Here is a 19,007-nt window from a genome sequence, read left to right as displayed (position 1 = left end):
CTGATGGAAGTCATCAACCATACCGTGATCAACCTGATCATTTTCGTGCTGGCGATCTACGTCGGCTACCACGTCGTCTGGAACGTGACGCCGGCGCTGCATACGCCGCTGATGGCCGTGACCAATGCGATTTCGGCCATTGTCATTGTCGGCGCGATGCTCGCGGCGGGCCTCACGGTCGGCGGCACGGGCAAGTTCTTCGGCACGATTGCCGTGGCGCTTGCGGCGGTGAATGTGTTCGGCGGGTTCCTCGTTACGAGGCGAATGCTGGAGATGTTCAAGAAGAAGGAGCCGAAGAAGATCGCGGCGCCTGGCGGTTCGAAGGAGGGTGCGTAAATGAGCCTCAACGTCGTTACGCTCCTTTATCTGATCGCCTCCGTCTGCTTCATTCAGGCGCTCAAGGGGCTGTCCAATCCGAAGACGGCGCGAACGGGCAACGTGTTCGGCATGGTCGGCATGGCGATCGCCATTCTGACGACCGTCGCGTTGATCTCGAAGCAGGCGGCCGTGCTCGGCTCGAATCTGTCGCTGGGTCTTTCGCTGGTGTTCATTGCGCTGGTTGTCGGTGGCGGGATCGGTGCGTTCGTTGCCGCGCGCGTCGAGATGACCAAGATGCCGGAACTGGTCGCGGCGATGCACTCGCTGATCGGTATGGCGGCCGTGTGTATCGCGTATGCGGTGGTGTCGGAACCGGCTGCGTTCGGCCTCGGCGCCGAGGAAGGCATTCCGGGCTTCCTGCCGTATGGCAACCGGATCGAACTGTTTATCGGCACGTTCGTCGGCGCGATTACGTTCAGCGGTTCGGTGATCGCGTTCGGCAAGCTGTCGGGCAAGTACAAGTTCCGGCTGTTCCAGGGCGCGCCGGTCGTCTATGCGGGCCAGCATCTGATCAATTTGCTGCTCGCGCTGGCGATGATCGGCTTCGGCGTGATCTTCTTCCTCACGCAATCGTGGCTGCCGTTCATCATCATGACGTTGATCGCGTTCGCGCTGGGCGTGCTGATCATCATCCCGATCGGCGGCGCGGATATGCCAGTCGTCGTGTCGATGCTGAACTCGTACTCGGGCTGGGCGGCGGCGGGCATTGGCTTCTCGCTGAACAACGCGATGCTGATCATTGCCGGGTCGCTGGTGGGTTCTTCCGGTGCGATTCTGTCGTACATCATGTGCAAGGCGATGAACCGCTCGTTCTTCAACGTGATTCTGGGCGGCTTCGGCGGTGAAGCTGGCGCGGCGACGGCGGGTGGATCGGCGGAGCAGCGGCCGGTGAAGTCGGGGTCGGCGGAAGATGCGTCGTTCATGCTCGGCAATGCCGAGACCGTTGTGATCGTGCCGGGTTATGGGCTGGCCGTTGCGCGCGCTCAACATGCGCTGAAGGAACTGACCGATCTGCTGATCGAGAAGGGCGTGGATGTGAAGTATGCGATTCACCCTGTTGCTGGGCGTATGCCCGGGCATATGAACGTGCTGCTGGCGGAAGCTGAAGTGCCGTATGAGATTGTTCACGAGATGGAAGATATCAACGGCGAGTTCGGCCAGGTCGATGTGGTTCTTGTGCTTGGCGCGAATGACGTTGTTAATCCTGCGGCCAAGACCGATCCGAAGTCGCCGATCGCTGGTATGCCCATTATTGAGGCCTATAAGGCCCGGACTGTTATCGTGAATAAGCGCTCGATGGCGGCGGGGTATGCTGGGCTCGATAATGATCTGTTCTATATGGACAAGACCATGATGGTGTTTGGGGATGCCAAGAAGGTGATTGAGGATATGGTCAAGTCCGTCGATTGAGGTGGGGCTTTACGCGGAGGCGCTTGGTTTTTTTGCGCCTTCGCGGCGCGGGCGTTTTTTGTGTTGGTTGCGTTCGCGATTTGATTGGTGGTTCAGGCGTTGCCGTTCGGTTTTTTGGCCTTTGCGCTGGCATCCGCGATTGCGTTAGCTCGCCTCACGCGTCGCCCCTGTGCGGGGCGGCACCTACTTTTCTTTGCCGCCGCAAAGAAAAGTAGGCAAAAGAAAGCGGCTCACACCGCCAATTCTTCTTCCTGCCTGAGGGCCCCCAAAGGTTCTTACGCTTCACACGGCAACGCGCCAGTTCGCGTGCGTTGCCAACGTTCTCTCTGTACGCCTCACCCGCTCCATGTGCCCGCGTCGCGGCACGCCGCGCCAGACAGTCCGCCGCCGCCCAGGTGGCAAACTGTGTGTAGGCTTTCGCGCCATACGCGCATCACTCCGGACTGAAAAGCAAGATTGGTGTTTCTGGTAAGAGTACTAAGCTGTGCGGGGCGACAACCTACACACAGTTTGCCACCTGGGCGGCAGAAACCATTCGCTGCCGCTGGCCCTGGTGCGGGTGTTTGAAGCGGGTGAGGCGGTCATTCGAAGCGTTGGCAACGAACGCGAACAGAAATGCTGCCGTGTGAAGCGTGAGACCCTTTGGGGGCCCTCAGGCAAGAAGAAATGTTGACGGTGTGAGCCGCTTTCTTTGCCTACTTTTCTTTGCGGCGGCAAAGAAAAGTAGGTGCCGCCCCGCACAGGGGCGACGCCTGAAGCACGCTAACGAATCGCGGATGCCAGCGCAAAAGCCCAAACACCATAACGCGGATGCCACCGCAAAGCGCAATACACCGAACGACAACGCCCGCGCCGCGCAGGCGCTCACCGACCCTTCACCCCGATACTCCGCATAAAATCCGCAAGCCGCCTCCCTTCGACATCAGGAAACGGCTCCAGCACATCAAGCTGGCCAATATTCGTAAGTGCGAAATGTCGAAAATCCCCCCGCAACTCGCACCACGCGCCAAGCGTAAAGCGCGCCCCCCAGTAAGCGAGTGCAAGCGGCCACACGCGCCGCTGCGTTGAAGCGCCATGCCGATCCTGATACGCAAAGCTGACAACATGCCGCGAGTCAATCGCACGATGCAGCGTATCGACAATCACCGACACATTCCCATCGACATGAAACGACGGCGCAAAGAACGCCAGCCTGTCAATAGTGGCCCGCTTGTCGGCAGGCATAGCCGAAGCAATCTTCGCCAGCGCGCCGCGCGCACCCGCCGCCATGCTCTCGCCGCCCCATGATTCGAGCATCCGCGCGCCCGCAGCAAGCGCCATCAACTCGTCAGCGGTGAAGGTGAGCGGCGGCAAACTCGCACTGCGGCTCAAGCGATAACCAATGCCCGGTTCCCCTTCGATCGGCACGCCCGACAACTGCAAATCCTGCACATCGCGATAAACGGTGCGCAGCGACACGTGCAGCCAATCGGCCAGTTGCTGCGCGGTCGTGAGCCGCCGGCCGCGCAACAGTTCGGCGATCTGGAAGAGGCGGTCGGCGCGACGCGTCATCGTGGGGGTCTCCCGGAAATAGACGGGGAATCTCCCGCGATGATAGCGCCGCACGACGCGCTCCCGCCGCGTTGCGCGTCATTTCACGCGTTGGTTTTCGAATGCAGGCCGATGCGGTTACCCTCGGTGTCGGTAAAAAAGCCAATCCAGCCGATATCGTGCGGCAACTGCACGGCGGGGCCTTCGACCTTGCCGCCCGCGCGCTTCACGCGTTCGAGCGTCGCGTTGACGGTCGGGCGCGCGTTCAGATAAACGAGCGAACCCGTTTGCGATGGTTCGAGCGTCGGGCTCTGCACGATACAGCCGCCCGTCGACGGCTCGTCGTAACTGAAGACGGCCATTGGCATGCCGAAATCTTCGCGGCGCAGTGTCGTATCGAGCGCGGCCTCGTAAAAGCGCACGGCGCGTTCGAAATCGACGGAAGGAATCTCGAACCAGGCGATAGCGCGATTGATTTGTGTTGACATGACGTTCTCCTGTTGATGGCGGTGAGCCGTGTGTATCGCCGGATGGCGTAGGAGAAGTGTGCGGGCGGGCTACTGACAGCGTTCTGTCAGTAGCGTTGAGGAAGTCATCCGAAGCGCGAACAACAAAAAAGCGGGCATCGAGCCCGCTTCTCTTGCGACCGGCAAGTGAAAAACTCGCCGCTTACTCTTTCGGCGCATCCGCCGCCGGCCTTTGCCTGACGCTGCCCGCAATCAGATCGAAGCGGAACAGCCGGCATTCGAGCGCGCCATTGAACAACGGCGTCTTTGTCGACTCCCGCAACCGCATTTGCCCCGGCAGCTTCCGGTCCGACGTCAGCACGAACGCGTGCCACCCGGTAAAGCGCTTCTTCAGCGCATCCCCGAACGACTGGAAGAACTCCGTCATGTCGGGCGCTGCTTCGCTCTCCACGCGACGGAAGCCGCCTTCTTCGCGCCCAGTATTGCGAATCTCACCGCGCGGACCGCGCACTTCGATCCGCTCGCCGTAAGGCGGATTCGCAACGAGAATGCCTGCTTCGCCCGCAGGCGGCATCATGTTGCGCGCATCGATCTGCTTCAACGGCAGGGCCGGAAAACCAGCACGTTCAAAGTTCGCGCGCGCCTTCTGGAGCATATTGTCGGAAATATCGCTGCCAAAGATCAGCAGATCACCGCGCCCGGCGCGTGCAGCACGCTTCGCATCCTGCGCGGCCACTTTCAGCGTCTGCCATGCCGACACGTCGTACTGCTTGAAGTTCTCGAAGCCGAAGCGCCGCTCGACGCCCGGCGCAATGTTCAGCGCGACTTGAGCCGCTTCCGCGAGGAACGTGCCGCTGCCGCACATCGGGTCGTACAGCGGCGTGCCGGGGGTCCAGCCCGTCAGCCGCAGGATGCCCGCCGCGAGATTCTCGCGCAGAGGCGCCGCGCCCTTGTCCAGGCGCCAGCCGCGCTTGAAGAGCGGCTCGCCTGAGGTGTCGAGATAAAGCGTGCAGTCGGTGGCCGTCAGGAACGCGAACACGCGCGCGTCGGGCGCGCCTGTGTCGATGCTCGGACGCGCGCCCGTCTTGTCGCGCAGACGGTCGCAAATGGCATCCTTCACGCGCAGTGTCGCGAATTCGAGGCTGCGCAGCGGTGACTTGATCGCGGTGACGTCGACGCGCAGCGTCTCGTTCGCCGAGAACCACTGCTCCCAGCTCTGCTCGAGCGCGAGGCCGTAAATGTCCTGCTCGTTGCGATACGGACGATGCGCGATCTTCAGCAGCACACGGCTCGCGATCCGCGAATGCAGGTTGGCGGCCATGCCGGCTGCCCAGCCGCCCTTGAAGTGCACGCCGCCGGGCACCTGCGCGCCAGCCGCGAACGGCGCGCCGTTCAGATGACGCGCGGCGATCTCGGCGAGTTCGGCGGCGAGCGCGGCTTCGAGGCCGCGCGGGCAGGGAATGAAAAATTCGAAGGACATGGAGATTGCCGCATGGCGTTGATTAAGGCGACATTGTACGCGGTCGCCTCGCCGTGCCTTGCGGCGAGTATCACGCGCGGGCGCGATGCGCTACCCGCGCGGCTTGCGTCCGTCAGCCCTTCGTTGCTGTATTCGAGGCTGACGGCGCGGTTGACGGGGCAGCGGACGGCCCCGAGGTCGATGCCGGACACGTCACAGCGGCGCCGCGCGCCGGCGCCGCCGCGAGGTTGCGCACGGCCGCCGCGATTTCCGTCGCAATCCGCTGGACCGCGCGCCGATGCCCTTCTGCAAGCGCATCGTAGCCGCCCGAAACCGGCTCGCTGACCACACTGCGGCAGGTCAGCACGGCCTGCGTGCGCACGGCCCGCACGCTCCACACGGCGTCGATCTGCGCGCGCGAGCCGGGCCACGATTCGAAGCGCTGCACGTTCACGCTGACGCGATAGACGGGCACGCGGTCGGGATACGGCGAGCCATACACGTCGATCGTGCCCAACTGCTGTGTCAGCGAACTGGACAGCGCCCGGCGGATCTCGTCGCCCGGCAGCGACGCCCAGCGTTCCTGTTCGAGCACCTGTACCTGGGTCGGTCCCGTCTGCACGACGAACTGGTTTTTCGCCACTTGTGGCGGCACGTCGACGGGCGGCACTTCGATCAGGAACGCCGGGTTGCTCTCCGTGCGCACGGCATCCGGCGACGGGCCGCTGGCGGAGAGCGTGTAGAAGTGGCTCGGCGGTGACGAACACGCGGCGAGCGCCGCAATCAGCAGGGCAGAAAGCGCGGCGGCGCGCATCGTTCGGGGGACGCGTGCAAACGTCATGGCTTGTCTCCTGATTTACCGCGCAGCAACGATTCGGGATGGCGTTCGAGATAGTCCGACAGCGCATTCAGCGACTGCAGCGTGCGCGTCAGTTCCTGCAGCGCCTGATGCACGTCGGATTGCAGCGGCGAGTCCTGCTGCAGCGTCGCTTCCGCCGAGCCGAATGTCTGCTTCGCAGCCGCGAGCGTGTCGCGCGTCTGCGGCAGCACTTCCTTGTCGAGCTGCGTGAACAGGTGGTCGGCGTTCTTCAGGGCGGCGTTCAGGTTGTTGCCGATCTGGTCGAACGGCACCTGATCGAGTTTCTTCGCGATATCGGCGATCTGCAGTTGCAGTTCGTCGAGCGAGTTCGGGATGGTCGGCAGCTCGATCGGATCGCGCGAGATATCCACGTTTGCCTTCGGCGCTTTCGGGAACAGGTCGATCGCCACATACAACTGGCCCGTCAACAGGTTGCCCGTGCGCAACTGGCCGCGCAGGCCGTGATTGACGAGCGCGAGCAGCATTTTCTGGCTTGCTTCCGTGCCGGATTCGGGCACGGGCTGGCCGCGCGACCGGCGGCGCAGGCGGTCAGGATAGAGATCCATCGTGACGGGCATGTTGAAGTTCTTCGTCTGCGGATCGTATTCGACGCCGATGTTCGTCACCTGGCCGAGCACGATGCCGCGGAAATCGACGGGCGCGCCGACGGACAGTCCCCGCAGCGACTGGTTGAAGTTCATCACGACGCGCACCGGCTCGCCATCGGGCTCGCGCATCGCGTCGGCTTCGTCCGAGCCGAGGCGGAAGGTCATGTTGTTCGGCGCCTGCACGCCGACGGCCTGGCCCGGCGGCGACTGGAATGCCAGCCCGCCGACGATCACCGTCGCCAGCGACTGCGTGTTCAGCTTGAAGCCGCCCGAATCGAGCCGCACGTCGACGCCGCTCGCATGCCACCAGCGCGAGTTCGTGCCGACGTACTGGTCGAACGGCGCGCTGATGAACACTTGCATGGTGACGCCCGTGCCGTCCTTGTCGAGCGAAAAGCCCGTCACCTGGCCGACCTGCACGCGCCGATAGAACACGGGCGAGCCGATATCGATTGAACCCAGCGATTCGCCGCGCAGCGTGAACTGATGGCCTTTCTGGTCGACGGTGACAGCGGGTGGCGATTCGAGGCCGACGAATTGCGTCTGCGTTTCTGTCGAGCGTCCGCCGTCCACGCCAATGTACGCGCCCGACAGCAACGTGCCGAGCCCCGACACGCCGCTTGCGCCGATGCGCGGACGCACGACCCAGAAGCGGCTGTCCTTCACCGCAAAATCTTCGGCTTCCTTTGTCAACTGCACTTCGACGTTCACGCGCGAGTGGTTCTTCGCGAGCTTGATGGTCTGCACGAAGCCGATATCGACGTCCTTGTATTTGACCTTGGTCTTGCCGGGTTCAAGACCTTCCGCGCTAATGAAGGTGATGTTGATGGTCGGTCCTTTTTCGAGCACGGACTTCACGACCAGCCCGACGCCGATCAGCGCCGCGATCAGCGGAATCACCCAGACGAGCGAAGGCAGCCAACCCCGTTTCGTGACGATCTCGGGCTCGGGCACGGGGTCGTTCTTCGGCGGGCCGGAAGGTGGCGTCGGCGCTTGAGGGCTATTCATGTTTCGGGTCCTGAGGTTCTACGGCTTTTCGGCTTGTTTGGGGCGGCGTCGCCATGGTCGTTGTCCACGTCGTCCCAGATCAGACGTGGATCGAATTGCATCGAGGCGATCATCGTGAGAATCACGACTGAGCCGAACGCGAGCGCGCCCGGTCCCGCCGTGATGACGGCCAGCGATTTGAAGCGCACCAGCGCGACCGTCAGCGTGATGACGAAGATATCGAGCATCGACCATCGGCCGATCCGCTCGACGATCCGGTAGAGCTTGGTGCGTTCGAGCGGCCGCCATCGCGAGTGGCGTTGCGCGGTGATGGTCAGCAGCGCGAGCACCGTGAGCTTGAGCATCGGCACGAGAATGCTCGCGACGAACACGATGATCGCCAGCGGCCAGTCGCCCGAGGTCCAGAAGTAGACGACGCCGCTCATGATCGTGTCGTCCTCCGTGCCGACCAGCGAGGCCGTGTGCAGCACGGGCAGCAGGTTCGCGGGAATGTAGAGCACGGCGGCTGCGATCAGCAGCGCCCAGGTGCGCATCAGGCTGTCGGGGTTGCGACGGTGCAGGATCGCGCCGCAACGCGTGCAGCGTTGGTCTTTGACGCGCATGCGCGGCTGCACGCGCGAGCACGCGTGACAGGCGACCAGACCGGCGCGCGAGGCCGTGGTGTATTTCATCGGCCCGTCATCCCCGGTGCGGTGCGGCCGAACCATCGACGTCCGGCGCGCCTGCCGCGCAATCGTTACGATCGTCGGGACTGCTGTTATCCATGTCGTCGCGCGCCTCGTCTTCGCGTGCATGCCGTTCGCGCCGCGCCTTCAGCACGCCAAGGGTTTCGGCAACATCCCACAGCGTGCGCGGGTCGAATGTGACGACCACGACGAACATCAGCGTGAGCGCGCCGAACGCGAACATCGCGGCTTCCGGAATCACGCGCGCGAGGCTCACCATCTTCACGATCGTCACCAGCACGCCGAGCATGAACACTTCGATCATGCCCCACGGGCGCACGAATTGAATCGCGCGCAGCACCTGGTTGAAGAGCGGTGGTAGATAGCCCGCGCGGATCGGCACCAGCAGATAGAGCAGCGCGAGCAGTTCGGTGAGCGGAAAGAGCGTGGTCGAGCAGAACACCATGATGGCGACGACCTGCATGTTTTCGTCCCACAGCGCGACAATGGCGCCGAGCAGACTCGTCTGCGACGTGATCCCGTTGGTCTCCAGCTCGACGATGGGGAAGCCCTGCGCGATCAGGAACGTGATCAGCGCGGCGAACGTCATCGCCGTGATGCCGTCCAGCCGACCCGATGCGCTCCAGTACAGCATCGCGCCGCACCGCTGGCAGCGCGCAATCCGCCCGCGTCCAAGGCGCGGCTTCTGGAACAGCGCGTCGCATTCGTGACAGGCAATCAGGTGGTCATGTTCCATGCAGGAATCGGGAAACGGAAAACGATGTTGTTGTCGTGGTAGCGGTCGGTGTCTTACAGATTGTTGCCGCGCAAGTGACTCGCACGTCACGGCCCGGGGGCAATAGTATCAAAGCTCGTCGCACTGAGGCCCTACAGGTGGGTGCGCGAGGCGATGACGGTGGATGCGGTGATCTGCGGCCCGTCGTAGGCGTTGTCCGACAGATACGGTGCGCATCGGTTCAAGCGGGAACAGCAAGTTCCGCGCCGCGCGTAATGGTGTCAGCTAGTTACCGCCGCTTGCGGTACGATGGGCGCCGCGCAGACCGTTGGCGCCGATGCCGGACGCGAGCGGAATAATGGCATCGCCCGGGTCGTTTAACTTTCATGTTGGCGTCGGATCTGTCATGGCACATACCTCTTCGTTTCATTCGTTCTCCGCGCGCGGTTCGTCATACACGTCGACGGCCATCGCGCTGCACTGGCTGATCGCGCTGCTGATCGTCTGCGGATTTGCCCTCGGCTGGGTGATGACGGACATCCCCGGTTTCACGCCGACCAAGCTCAAATACTTTTCGTGGCACAAATGGATCGGCGTGACCGTGTTCGCACTGGTCATCATCCGCATTCTGTGGCGCGCGACGCATGCCACGCCGCCGATGCCCTCGCACATGCCCAAATGGCAACGCGGCATCGCGCATCTCACGCACTTCCTGTTGTACGTGCTGATGGTCGTGATCCCCGTGTCGGGTTATCTGTACAGCTCCGCGGCGAACGTGCCCGTCGTCTATCTCGGGCTCGTGCCGCTGCCGCGCCTGATCGCGCCCGATCCGCATCTGAAGGAAGTGTTGAAGTCCGTTCACATCACGCTGAACTACACGCTGCTCGTGCTGGTCGTGTTGCATGTGCTGGCGGCGCTCAAGCATCAGATTCTCGATCGCGACGGCCTGTTGTCGCGCATGATCCCTTTCCTCAAATAAGGACAAACATGAAGGTATCGTTCTACCGCTACATGCTCGCCGCGTTTGCGGCGGCGTCGCTGGCCGCGTCGGGCGGCGCGTTCGCGCAGGTCGACATGGGCAAGAGCACGGTCACGGCGATCTCGAAGCAGATGAACGTGCCTGTCGAAGGCAAGTTCAACAAGTTCACCGCACAAATCTCATTCGATCCCGCAAAACCGGCGGCAGGCAGCGCGCAGGTGACGGTCGACACGTCGAGCTACGATCTCGGCGACGAAAGCTATAACGAGCAGGTGCGCGGCAAGGAATGGTTCGATTCGAAATCCTTCCCGACGGCGACCTTTGTGTCGAGCGCGATCGCGCCTGCGGGCACCAACCAGTTCAAGGTGACGGGCAAGCTGACGATGAAAGGCAAGTCGCAGACGGTCGTCGTGCCTGTCACGGTGACAAAGCAGGGCACCGCGCAGGTGTATGACGGCGCGGTGACCGTCAAGCGGTCGCAGTTCGATATCGGCACGGGCGAATGGAAGGACACGTCGGTGGTCGCTGACGACGTGACGATCAAGTTTCATATCGTCGCCGCAGGCAAGTGATTCGTGGATTCGTAGCAGGCACGCAGACAGAAAAGGAGAATGAATTGAAACCGATGCGTATGATTGTTGCCGGCGCACTGGCGTCGTCGATGGCGGCAGGCGCATTTGCCGCCGATACCTACCAGCTCGATCCGACGCACACCTATCCGAGCTTCGAAGCGGACCACATGGGCGGCGTGTCGACGTGGCGCGGCAAGTTCACCAAAAGCTCGGGCACGGTGACGCTCGATCGCGCGGCGAAGACGGGTACAGTGGACGTGACCGTCGATACGTCTTCGATCCAGATCGGCAACACGAAGCTCGAAGAGCATCTGCGCTCGCCCGATTTCTTCGATGTCGCAAAGTATCCGACGGCGACGTACAAAGGCACCGCGATCAAGTTCGACGGCGATACGCCCGTTGCCGTGGATGGCCAACTCACAATGAAGGGCATCACGAAGCCGGTGAATCTCAAGATCGACTCGTTCAAATGCATCCAGCATCCCGTGCTCAAGCGTGAGGTGTGCGGCGTGGAGGCGGAGGGCGAATTCAATCGCTCGGACTTTGGGATGGACTTCGGCACCAAATATGGTTTCAGCATGAAAACCGTGCTGCATATCCAGACGGAAGGCATCAAGCAGTAAGTCCAGCCGTGCCGCGCAAAACCGCTTCGTTCGCGTTGTCGACGAAGCGGTTTTTTTATTGGCGTCGGAACCTGGCGCTTTCACCGCTCGTGCAGATTTAATTTTTGAGGTACATAGTGGACGACAGACGCCGGATCGGTTGTGCGCGCATCGAATCCGGCGACATGAAAGGACCGGGCGATTCACTTCGATTGCCAAGATAACGACTACCTGCGCGCACCTGGAGATCCGCAATGAGTTCAACGATAGCCGTGAGCCGGGCGCAAAGTCGTCCCGATACGTGGCGCACGGTGGTCGCCGCGTCGATCGGCAATGCGCTGGAATGGTTCGACCTCGTCGTCTATGGTTTTTTCGCCGTCGTCATTTCGAAGCTGTTCTTCCCGGCCGGCAACGACACCGTATCGCTACTCCTGACGCTCGGCACATTCGGCGTGTCGTTCTTCATGCGCCCGCTCGGCGCGATCGTGCTCGGCGCCTATGCCGACCGGGCAGGGCGCAAGGCCGCGCTCACGCTCTCGATCCTGCTGATGATGGTGGGCACGCTGATCATCGCGGTTTTGCCGACGTATCAGTCGATCGGTCTCGCAGCCCCGCTGATTCTCGTCGTCGCGCGGTTGATGCAAGGCTTCTCGGCGGGCGGCGAATTCGGCAGCGCGACGGCCTTTCTCGCCGAGCATGTGCCGGGGCGGCGCGGCTATTTCGCCAGCTGGCAGATCGCGAGCCAGGGCCTGACGACGCTGCTCGCCGCACTGTTCGGCATGGTGCTGACAGGCAAGTTGTCGCCGGACCAGATGGCATCCTGGGGCTGGCGTGTGCCGTTCTTCTTCGGCCTGCTGATCGGGCCGGTCGCGTGGTACATCCGCACGAAGCTCGACGAAACCCCCGAGTTCCTCGCCGCCGAAACCACCACCACGCCGATCCGCGATACCTTCGCGAGCCAGAAACTGCGGCTGTTCATCGGCATGGGTATCGTCGTGCTCGGCACGGTGTCGACCTATCTCGTGCTGTTCATGCCGACCTTCGCGATCAAGCAGCTGGGTCTCGCGCCATCGGTGGCATTCGCGGCGATTGCGCTGGTGGGCGTGATCCAGCTGGTGTGCTCGCCGATCGTCGGGCATCTGTCGGATCGTCACGGACGCGTACGCATCATGCTCGTGCCCGCCGTGCTGCTGTTCCTGCTGATCTGTCCGGCGTTCAGCTATCTCGTCGCGCATCCGACCTTCGGCACGCTGATCGCCATGCAGATCGTGTTCGGCTTCCTGATGACCGCGTACTTCGGCTCATTGCCGGGGCTGCTGTCGGAAATCTTCCCGGTGCAGACGCGCACGACAGGTATGTCGCTCGCCTATAACATCGCGGTGACGATTTTCGGCGGCTTCGGGCCGTTCATCATTGCGTGGCTGATCCAGGCGACGGGCTCGAAAGTCGCGCCGAGCTTCTATCTGATGTTCGCCGCGGTGTTGAGCGTGATCGCGCTGATTGCAGCGCGTCGCAAGTTGGGCTTCCGGTGAATCGGGTTACGCGTTAGCGGTATCGCAGACGTTGTAAACGACAAAGGCCGGTTCATCATCGAACCGGCCTTTTGCTTTTGCGTTGCTTCCGAAGTATCAGACGCTTTCGATCAAACCTGCGCGCCCGCGTTCGGATCGCTCGGATCGTGGCGTTCCTTCTTGTCCTTGATCAGGTCTTCACGCTTGACGCCCAACCACATGGCCAGCGCCGCCGCGACGAACACCGACGAGTAGATACCGAACAGAATACCAACCGTCAGCGCGAGTGCGAAGTAGTGCAGCGTCGGGCCGCCGAACAGGAACATCGACAGCACCATCATCTGCGTACAGCCGTGCGTGATGATCGTACGCGACATCGTGCTCGTGATTGCGTGGTTGATGACTTCGATCACGCTCATCTTGCGTTCGCGGCGGAAGGTTTCGCGAATCCGGTCGAAGATAACCACCGACTCGTTCACCGAGTAGCCCAGCACGGCAAGCACGGCAGCCAGCACCGACAGCGAGAACTCCCACTGGAAGAATGCGAAGAAGCCGAGAATGATCACGACGTCGTGCAAGTTTGCGATCACGCCTGCGACTGCGTACTTCCACTCGAAGCGGAACGACAGATAGATCACGATGCCCGCGACCACGCACGCTAGCGCGAGCAGGCCGTCGGTGGCGAGTTCCTTGCCGACCTGCGGGCCGACGAACTCGACGCGCTGCAGCTTCGCGTTCGAATCCTGGCCCGTCAGCGCGGACATCACCTGGTCGCTCTGTTGCGCCGAGCTTAAGCCCTGCTTCAACGGCAGACGGATCAGCACGTCGCGCGAGGTGCCGAAGTTCTGCACCTGAGCGTCGGCGTAGCCGATTTTGGTCAGCGTTTCGCGCACCGGTTCAAGCGGCACGGCGCCCGGATACTGCACTTCGATCACGGTGCCGCCCGTGAATTCCACGGACAGATGCAGCCCGCGATGCAGCAGGAAAAACACGGCGGCGATGAACGTCAGCAACGAGATCGCGTTGAAGATCAACGCGCGCTGCATGAACGGAATGTCTTTACGGATGCGGAAAAATTCCATGTTCTCTTCTCCGGGACTCAGCGGGATGAACCCGGTTTGTTGGTGCCACCCGGCGCGTTGCGGTTGCGCAGCGTCGGCTTGGCAGCCTGGGCTTTCGCGCCGCCGGCGGGCGCCTTGGCCTTCGGCTTGGCCTTCGGCGCCGTCGCTGCGGCGATCGCGCGAGCCGTGTCGGTTTCCGTGTCCGTGTTGCCGAGATAAGCCGGTGCGCCCTCGGCGGCAGCGGGCTTCCACACCTGGCCGATCGCGAGCGATTGCAGCTTCTTCTTGCCGCCGTACCACACGTTCACCAGACCGCGCGAGAAGAACACGGCCGAGAACATCGACGTCATGATGCCGATACAGTGCACGACGGCGAAGCCGCGCACGGGGCCCGAGCCGAACGCGAGCAGCGCGAGACCGGCGATCAGCGTCGTCACGTTCGAGTCGAGAATCGTCGCCCATGCATGCGCGTAGCCGTTCTGGATGGCAAGTTGCGGCGGCGCGCCGTTGCGCAGTTCTTCACGCACGCGCTCGTTGATCAGCACGTTCGCGTCGATCGCCATACCGAGCGCGAGCGCGATAGCGGCAATGCCCGGCAAAGTCAGCGTGGCCTGCAGCATCGACAGAATGGCAATCAGCAGCAGCAGGTTCACCGACAGCGCGATCATCGAGATCAAACCGAACAGCATGTAGTACGCGATCATGAAGACGGCGATTGCCGCAAAGCCCCACACCACCGAGTGGAAGCCCTTCTTGATGTTGTCCGCGCCGAGGCTCGGGCCGATCGTGCGTTCTTCGATGATGTCCATCGGCGCCGCGAGCGAACCGGCGCGCAGCAGCAGCGCGAGATCGGCGGCGGCTTGCGGCGTGGGCTGGCCCGTGATCTGGAAGCGGTCGCCCAGTTCCGACTGGATCGTCGCGACCGTCAGCACTTCGCCCTTGCCTTTTTCGAACAGCACCATCGCCATCGGCTTGCCGATGTTGTCGCGCGACACGCTACGCACTGCGCGGCCGCCGGCGGAATCGAGACGGATGTTGACGGACGGACGCTGATGCTCGTCGAAGCCCGCCGATGCGTCGATGATGCGGTTGCCCGTGAAGATCACGGCCTTGCGCAGCAGCACGGGCGCGGCGTTGCCTTGCGTGAAGAGTTCATCGCCCGCCGGAACCGGGTCGCTCGGGTTCGGATGCAGGCCGTTCGGGTCGGCAAGGCGCGCTTCGAGCGTCGCCGTGCGGCCGATGATGTCCTTCGCCTTCGCCGTGTCCTGCACGCCCGGCAGTTCGACGACGATGCGGTCGGAGCCTTGCTGCTGGATCACCGGCTCGGCCACGCCAAGTTCGTTGACGCGGTTATGCAGCGTCGTGATGTTCTGCTTGAGCGCTGCGTCCTCGACCGTCTTCTGCACGGCCGGCGTGAACGTGCCCACCAACTGAAAACCGCCTGCCGGGTTCGGCTGAGCCGCCCACTGGAGTTCGGAGACTGCCGTCGTCAGTTGCTTGCGCGCGTTTTCTGCGACGTCCTGATCCGCGAAATTGACGACCACCGTCTGGCCGGTGCGGTTCACGCCGCCATCGCGGATGCCCTTGTCGCGCAGCAGCGTGCGCGCATCCGATGCGTCCGAATCCAGCTTCTTGTTCAGCGCGCCTGCCATGTCGACCTGCAGCAGGAAGTGCACGCCGCCGCGCAGATCGAGACCGAGGTACATGGGCAGTGCGTGCAGCGCGGTCAGCCAATGCGGCGACGCACTCTGCAGGTTCAACGCGACAATGTATTGCGGATCGCTCGGGTCGCTATTGAGCGCCTTTTGCAACAGGTCCTTCACGCGCAGCTGCGTGTCCGTGTCTTTCAGACGCACGCGGATATTGGCGTTCTGCGAGGAATTGTCGAACGTGACGTCGTCCGGCTTGATCTGGCTGGAGGCGAGCGCGCCTTCGACCTGCGACAGCGTGGCCGAGTCGAGCTTCACCGTTGCCTTGCCGCTCGACACCTGCACCGCCGGCGCTTCGCCGAAGAAGTTGGGCAGCGTGTACACGAGGCCGATGACGAGCGCCACCAGCATCACGACATACTTCCAGAGGGGATAACGATTCATGGGGTGGTCCAACGGGAGGTTGGCTTGAAAGCGATGCGTCCGGCGATGAGCGCGGCGGGCAGAAGCATGCGTGGTTTGCTTCGATCGACGCGAGGCCGCGCCGGACGCGAGAGAGCAGGCCTTACAGCGACTTCAGGGTGCCCTTCGGCAGAATGGTCGTCACCGACGACTTCTGCACGGTGATTTCCGTACCTTCAGCGATTTCGACGCCAACGTAGGCTTCGCCGACCTTGGTCACCTTGCCGACGATGCCGCCGTTCGTCACGACTTCGTCGCCCTTCGCCATGGCGGAGAGCATGTTGCGGTGTTCCTTCTGGCGCTTCATTTGCGGGCGAATCATGATGAAGTACAGCACCGCGAACATCAGAATCAGCGGCAGGAAGCTCATCAGGCTGGATTCGGCGCCACCAGCTGCACTGCCTTGCGCGAAGGCATCGGTAATGAACGACACGTTGGTCTCTCCGTTATAACAATCAAAAAAATCAGCCGGTTATTCTACCACCGGCCATTTGCGGGACGGCACCCGGAACGGGTTTTCCTGACGGCTTGTCAAGGGGCTTTGCCGATAATCCGAAAGTTAATTGTAATGTCTGACGCGCAATGTGGGAGAACGGTTTTTTCTTGCCCCTGACGTCGCGTTCAACCTTGCTCCGTCCCGCGCGCCCGGTTTTCGTGAAACACCTTCCTGAACGCGTCGAACATCTGCGCGTCGATGGCGTCGCGCATTTCCTGCATCAATTCCAGGTAGTAGTGCAGGTTGTGGATCGTGTTCAGCTGCGCGCCGAGAATCTCGCCGACGCGATGCAGATGGTGCAGATAGCCGCGCGTGAAATTGCGGCAGGTGTAGCAGCCGCATTGCTCGTCGAGCGGACGCAGCGAGTTCTTGTGCGTGGCATTGCGGATCTTGATGTCGCCGAAACGCGTGAAGAGCCAGCCGTTGCGCGCGTTGCGGGTCGGCATCACGCAGTCGAACATGTCGACGCCCGCCGAAACGCCCGCCACGAGGTCTTCCGGCGTGCCCACGCCCATCAGGTAGTGCGGCTTGTCGGCGGGCAGTTTCGGGCCGATATGGTTCAGCACACGCATCATGTCTTCCTTCGGCTCGCCGACCGACAGGCCGCCGATCGCGAGACCGTGGAAGCCGATCTCCGACAACCCCGCGAGCGATTCGTCGCGCAGGTCTTCGAACATGCCGCCCTGGACGATGCCGAACAACGCATTCGGATTGCCGAGCCGGTTGAATTCGTCGATCGAGCGCTTCGCCCAGCGCATCGACATGCGCATCGAATCGGCGGCGTCCTGGTGCGAAGTCGGCACGCCGTTGGTCGCGTAGGGCGTGCATTCGTCGAACTGCATCACGATGTCCGAGTTCAGCACTTTCTGGATCTGCATCGACACTTCCGGCGACAGGAAGAGCTTGTCGCCGTTGATCGGCGACGCGAACGTGACGCCGTCTTCGGTGATCTTGCGCAGGTCGCCGAGCGAGAAGACCTGGAAGCCGCCGGAGTCGGTGAGGATAGGGCGCTTCCAGCCCATGAAGCCGTGCAGGCCGCCGTGCGCCGCGATCGTTTCCAGACCGGGGCGCAGCCAGAGGTGGAACGTGTTGCCGAGAATGATCTGCGCGTGGATTTCTTCGAGTTCGCGCGGCTGGATCGCCTTGACGGTGCCGTACGTGCCGACGGGCATGAAGATCGGCGTTTCGACCACACCGTGGTTCAGCGTCAGTCGGCCGCGGCGCGCCTGGCCGTCGGTCTTGAGCAGTTCGAATTTGAGGCCGTTGTCGGGGCGAACGTGGTCGCCAAGGTAGGCGCCGTCGGCGCGTGCAGCGTTGTTATGACCGTCGGTCATTTTATTGACTCCGTTTGCAACCGGAATACAGTCCGGCGCAATGTGATGTGCGCCGCCGGAAGGCTCCCGGCGGCAGGTGGTGGATTATGCGTTAAGCGCGTCGTCGTTGCGCGTAAGTAGCATCGCGTCGCCGTAGCTGAAAAAGCGGTAGCGCTCGTCGATCGCATGCCGATACGCGGCGCGGATCGTCTCGATGCCCGCGAACGCCGACACCAGCATCAGCAGCGTCGACTTCGGCAGGTGGAAATTCGTCACCAGCCGGTCGACCACGCGGAACCGGTAACCCGGCGTGATGAAGATATCCGTCTCGGCGCTCGTCGCGGCGAGCGGCCGGCCAGCGGCATCGGCATCGCGTGCGGCGGCTTCGAGCGCGCGCATCGAGGTCGTGCCGACTGCGATCACGCGGTTGCCGCACGCCTTCGTCGCTGCGATCTTGTCGACCAGCGACTGCGGCAACTGATACCACTCGCTATGCATCTTGTGCTCGTCGATATTCTCGACGCGCACCGGCTGGAACGTGCCCGCGCCGACATGCAGCGTGAGCGTCGCGCGCTCGACGCCTTTCGCGTCGAGGCGCGCGAAGATCGAATCGTCGAAATGCAGGCCGGCCGTGGGCGCGGCGACGGCGCCGGGATTCTGCGCGTAGACCGTCTGATAGCGCGTTTCATCGAACGCGTCGGGGTCGTGCTCGATATACGGCGGCAACGGCAAGCGGCCGAACTGCTCGATCAGCGTCAGGCAGTCGTCGGGAAAATGCAGCGTGTAGAACGGCTCGACGCGTTCGCCGACGGTGACGTCGAACGCATCGGCGAGGCGCAGCGTCGTGCCCGCCGCCGGGCTCTTGCTGGCGCGGATCTGCGCCAGCGCGGTGCGTTCGCCCGTCAGACGCTCGATCAGCACTTCGATCTTGCCGCCACTGGCCTTCTGGCCGATGAAGCGCGCCTTCAGAACCTTGGTATCGTTGAAGACAAGCAGATCGCCGGACTCGATGCAGTCGGGCAGATCGGCAAAATGGCGATCGACGAGCGTCGCGGGCGAGGTTTGCCCGTTCACTTCGAGCAGACGGCTCGCGCTGCGCTGGGGCAACGCGACTTGCGCGATCAACTCGGGCGGCAGGTCGAAATCGAAATCGGAAAGCGTGAACATGCGGACTGGCTTGATGCGGTACTTGACGGGATTGCCCCCGGACGAACGCTTGGCTGATTCAACAGCGTCTACGAC

General features: G+C 62.7%; 18 protein-coding genes. 6 read left to right on the top strand and 12 right to left on the bottom strand.

What is annotated here, in order from left to right:
• Positions 1–3: 3 nt before the first annotated feature.
• Complete coding sequence (locus H1204_RS14625; protein ID WP_054928941.1) at positions 4–336, top strand: NAD(P) transhydrogenase subunit alpha; 333 nt, start codon at positions 4–6, stop codon at positions 334–336.
• Complete coding sequence (locus H1204_RS14620) at positions 337–1,788, top strand: NAD(P)(+) transhydrogenase (Re/Si-specific) subunit beta (RefSeq protein ID WP_180728878.1); 1,452 nt, start codon at positions 337–339, stop codon at positions 1,786–1,788.
• A gap of 864 nt (positions 1,789–2,652) precedes the next feature.
• Here H1204_RS14620 and H1204_RS14615 read toward each other — a convergent pair.
• From H1204_RS14615 to H1204_RS14585, 7 genes are all read right to left on the bottom strand, one after another.
• A complete protein-coding gene (locus tag H1204_RS14615) occupies positions 2,653–3,339 on the bottom strand; it encodes a YafY family protein (protein ID WP_180728877.1) in 687 nt (228 codons plus the stop codon).
• Positions 3,340–3,422: 83 nt separating this feature from the next.
• Complete coding sequence (locus H1204_RS14610) at positions 3,423–3,806, bottom strand: VOC family protein (protein ID WP_180728876.1); 384 nt, start codon at positions 3,804–3,806, stop codon at positions 3,423–3,425.
• A 181-nt stretch (positions 3,807–3,987) separates the two neighbouring features.
• Entirely contained in the window at positions 3,988–5,265 is a 1,278-nt protein-coding gene (locus H1204_RS14605; RefSeq protein WP_180728875.1) for a class I SAM-dependent RNA methyltransferase, read from the bottom strand.
• A 112-nt stretch (positions 5,266–5,377) separates the two neighbouring features.
• Positions 5,378–6,085, bottom strand: coding sequence for a PqiC family protein (locus H1204_RS14600; RefSeq protein WP_180728874.1), 708 nt, complete (start codon positions 6,083–6,085; stop codon positions 5,378–5,380).
• On the bottom strand, positions 6,082–7,719 hold the full coding sequence (locus tag H1204_RS14595; protein ID WP_180728873.1) for an MlaD family protein: 1,638 nt from the start codon (positions 7,717–7,719) through the stop codon (positions 6,082–6,084). Before H1204_RS14595 ends, H1204_RS14600 begins: the two co-directional genes overlap by 4 nt.
• Positions 7,716–8,390, bottom strand: coding sequence for a paraquat-inducible protein A (locus H1204_RS14590; RefSeq protein ID WP_180728872.1), 675 nt, complete (start codon positions 8,388–8,390; stop codon positions 7,716–7,718). The genes H1204_RS14595 and H1204_RS14590 overlap by 4 nt, the downstream gene beginning before the upstream one ends.
• A gap of 7 nt (positions 8,391–8,397) precedes the next feature.
• Positions 8,398–9,141, bottom strand: a complete 744-nt coding sequence (locus H1204_RS14585; RefSeq protein WP_180728871.1) for a paraquat-inducible protein A — start codon at positions 9,139–9,141, stop codon at positions 8,398–8,400.
• 385 nt (positions 9,142–9,526) lie between these two features.
• Between H1204_RS14585 and H1204_RS14580 the strand changes: the two genes are divergently transcribed.
• The 4 genes from H1204_RS14580 (at position 9,527) to H1204_RS14565 (ending at position 12,805) form a co-directional block, all read left to right on the top strand.
• A complete protein-coding gene (locus H1204_RS14580) occupies positions 9,527–10,099 on the top strand; it encodes a cytochrome b (protein ID WP_009770917.1) in 573 nt (190 codons plus the stop codon).
• Positions 10,100–10,107: 8 nt separating this feature from the next.
• Positions 10,108–10,671: a YceI family protein gene (locus H1204_RS14575; protein ID WP_180728870.1), complete on the top strand. Its 564-nt coding sequence runs from the start codon at positions 10,108–10,110 to the stop codon at positions 10,669–10,671.
• A 53-nt stretch (positions 10,672–10,724) separates the two neighbouring features.
• Positions 10,725–11,294: a YceI family protein gene (locus H1204_RS14570; protein WP_180730970.1), complete on the top strand. Its 570-nt coding sequence runs from the start codon at positions 10,725–10,727 to the stop codon at positions 11,292–11,294.
• A 233-nt stretch (positions 11,295–11,527) separates the two neighbouring features.
• Positions 11,528–12,805 carry an MFS transporter gene (locus H1204_RS14565; protein WP_180728869.1) on the top strand — a complete coding sequence of 426 codons (1,278 nt, stop codon included), beginning with the start codon at positions 11,528–11,530 and terminating at the stop codon, positions 12,803–12,805.
• A 110-nt stretch (positions 12,806–12,915) separates the two neighbouring features.
• Here H1204_RS14565 and secF read toward each other — a convergent pair whose 3' ends face one another.
• From secF to queA, 5 genes are all read right to left on the bottom strand, one after another.
• Positions 12,916–13,866 carry a protein translocase subunit SecF gene (gene secF / locus H1204_RS14560; protein WP_180728868.1) on the bottom strand — a complete coding sequence of 317 codons (951 nt, stop codon included), beginning with the start codon at positions 13,864–13,866 and terminating at the stop codon, positions 12,916–12,918.
• 17 nt (positions 13,867–13,883) lie between these two features.
• The gene (secD, locus tag H1204_RS14555; protein ID WP_180728867.1) at positions 13,884–15,938 is read right to left on the bottom strand and encodes a protein translocase subunit SecD; all 2,055 of its coding nucleotides are present in this window, start codon (positions 15,936–15,938) and stop codon (positions 13,884–13,886) included.
• 121 nt (positions 15,939–16,059) lie between these two features.
• A complete protein-coding gene (yajC, locus tag H1204_RS14550; protein ID WP_007578638.1) occupies positions 16,060–16,389 on the bottom strand; it encodes a preprotein translocase subunit YajC in 330 nt (109 codons plus the stop codon).
• A 188-nt stretch (positions 16,390–16,577) separates the two neighbouring features.
• Positions 16,578–17,786: a tRNA guanosine(34) transglycosylase Tgt gene (gene tgt, locus H1204_RS14545; RefSeq protein ID WP_180728866.1), complete on the bottom strand. Its 1,209-nt coding sequence runs from the start codon at positions 17,784–17,786 to the stop codon at positions 16,578–16,580.
• Positions 17,787–17,870: 84 nt separating this feature from the next.
• Positions 17,871–18,932: a tRNA preQ1(34) S-adenosylmethionine ribosyltransferase-isomerase QueA gene (gene queA / locus H1204_RS14540; RefSeq protein WP_180730969.1), complete on the bottom strand. Its 1,062-nt coding sequence runs from the start codon at positions 18,930–18,932 to the stop codon at positions 17,871–17,873.
• Positions 18,933–19,007: the final 75 nt, after the last annotated feature.

The sequence above is a fragment of the Paraburkholderia sp. PGU19 genome (assembly GCF_013426915.1).
Taxonomy (GTDB): Bacteria; Pseudomonadota; Gammaproteobacteria; order Burkholderiales; family Burkholderiaceae; genus Paraburkholderia.
Note: the sequence above shows the minus strand (reverse complement) of the source record. Positions and strands in the feature narration are given on the sequence as shown.

Coding starts and splice junctions, on each gene's coding strand:
- H1204_RS14625 (WP_054928941.1), top strand. CDS start 4: ATGGAAGTCATCAACCATACCGTGATCAACCTGATCATTTTCGTGCTG.
- H1204_RS14620 (WP_180728878.1), top strand. CDS start 337: ATGAGCCTCAACGTCGTTACGCTCCTTTATCTGATCGCCTCCGTCTGC.
- H1204_RS14615 (WP_180728877.1), bottom strand. CDS start 3,339: ATGACGCGTCGCGCCGACCGCCTCTTCCAGATCGCCGAACTGTTGCGC.
- H1204_RS14610 (WP_180728876.1), bottom strand. CDS start 3,806: ATGTCAACACAAATCAATCGCGCTATCGCCTGGTTCGAGATTCCTTCC.
- H1204_RS14605 (WP_180728875.1), bottom strand. CDS start 5,265: ATGTCCTTCGAATTTTTCATTCCCTGCCCGCGCGGCCTCGAAGCCGCG.
- H1204_RS14600 (WP_180728874.1), bottom strand. CDS start 6,085: ATGACGTTTGCACGCGTCCCCCGAACGATGCGCGCCGCCGCGCTTTCT.
- H1204_RS14595 (WP_180728873.1), bottom strand. CDS start 7,719: ATGAATAGCCCTCAAGCGCCGACGCCACCTTCCGGCCCGCCGAAGAAC.
- H1204_RS14590 (WP_180728872.1), bottom strand. CDS start 8,390: ATGAAATACACCACGGCCTCGCGCGCCGGTCTGGTCGCCTGTCACGCG.
- H1204_RS14585 (WP_180728871.1), bottom strand. CDS start 9,141: ATGGAACATGACCACCTGATTGCCTGTCACGAATGCGACGCGCTGTTC.
- H1204_RS14580 (WP_009770917.1), top strand. CDS start 9,527: ATGGCACATACCTCTTCGTTTCATTCGTTCTCCGCGCGCGGTTCGTCA.
- H1204_RS14575 (WP_180728870.1), top strand. CDS start 10,108: ATGAAGGTATCGTTCTACCGCTACATGCTCGCCGCGTTTGCGGCGGCG.
- H1204_RS14570 (WP_180730970.1), top strand. CDS start 10,725: ATGCGTATGATTGTTGCCGGCGCACTGGCGTCGTCGATGGCGGCAGGC.
- H1204_RS14565 (WP_180728869.1), top strand. CDS start 11,528: ATGAGTTCAACGATAGCCGTGAGCCGGGCGCAAAGTCGTCCCGATACG.
- secF (WP_180728868.1), bottom strand. CDS start 13,866: ATGGAATTTTTCCGCATCCGTAAAGACATTCCGTTCATGCAGCGCGCG.
- secD (WP_180728867.1), bottom strand. CDS start 15,938: ATGAATCGTTATCCCCTCTGGAAGTATGTCGTGATGCTGGTGGCGCTC.
- tgt (WP_180728866.1), bottom strand. CDS start 17,786: ATGACCGACGGTCATAACAACGCTGCACGCGCCGACGGCGCCTACCTT.
- queA (WP_180730969.1), bottom strand. CDS start 18,932: ATGTTCACGCTTTCCGATTTCGATTTCGACCTGCCGCCCGAGTTGATC.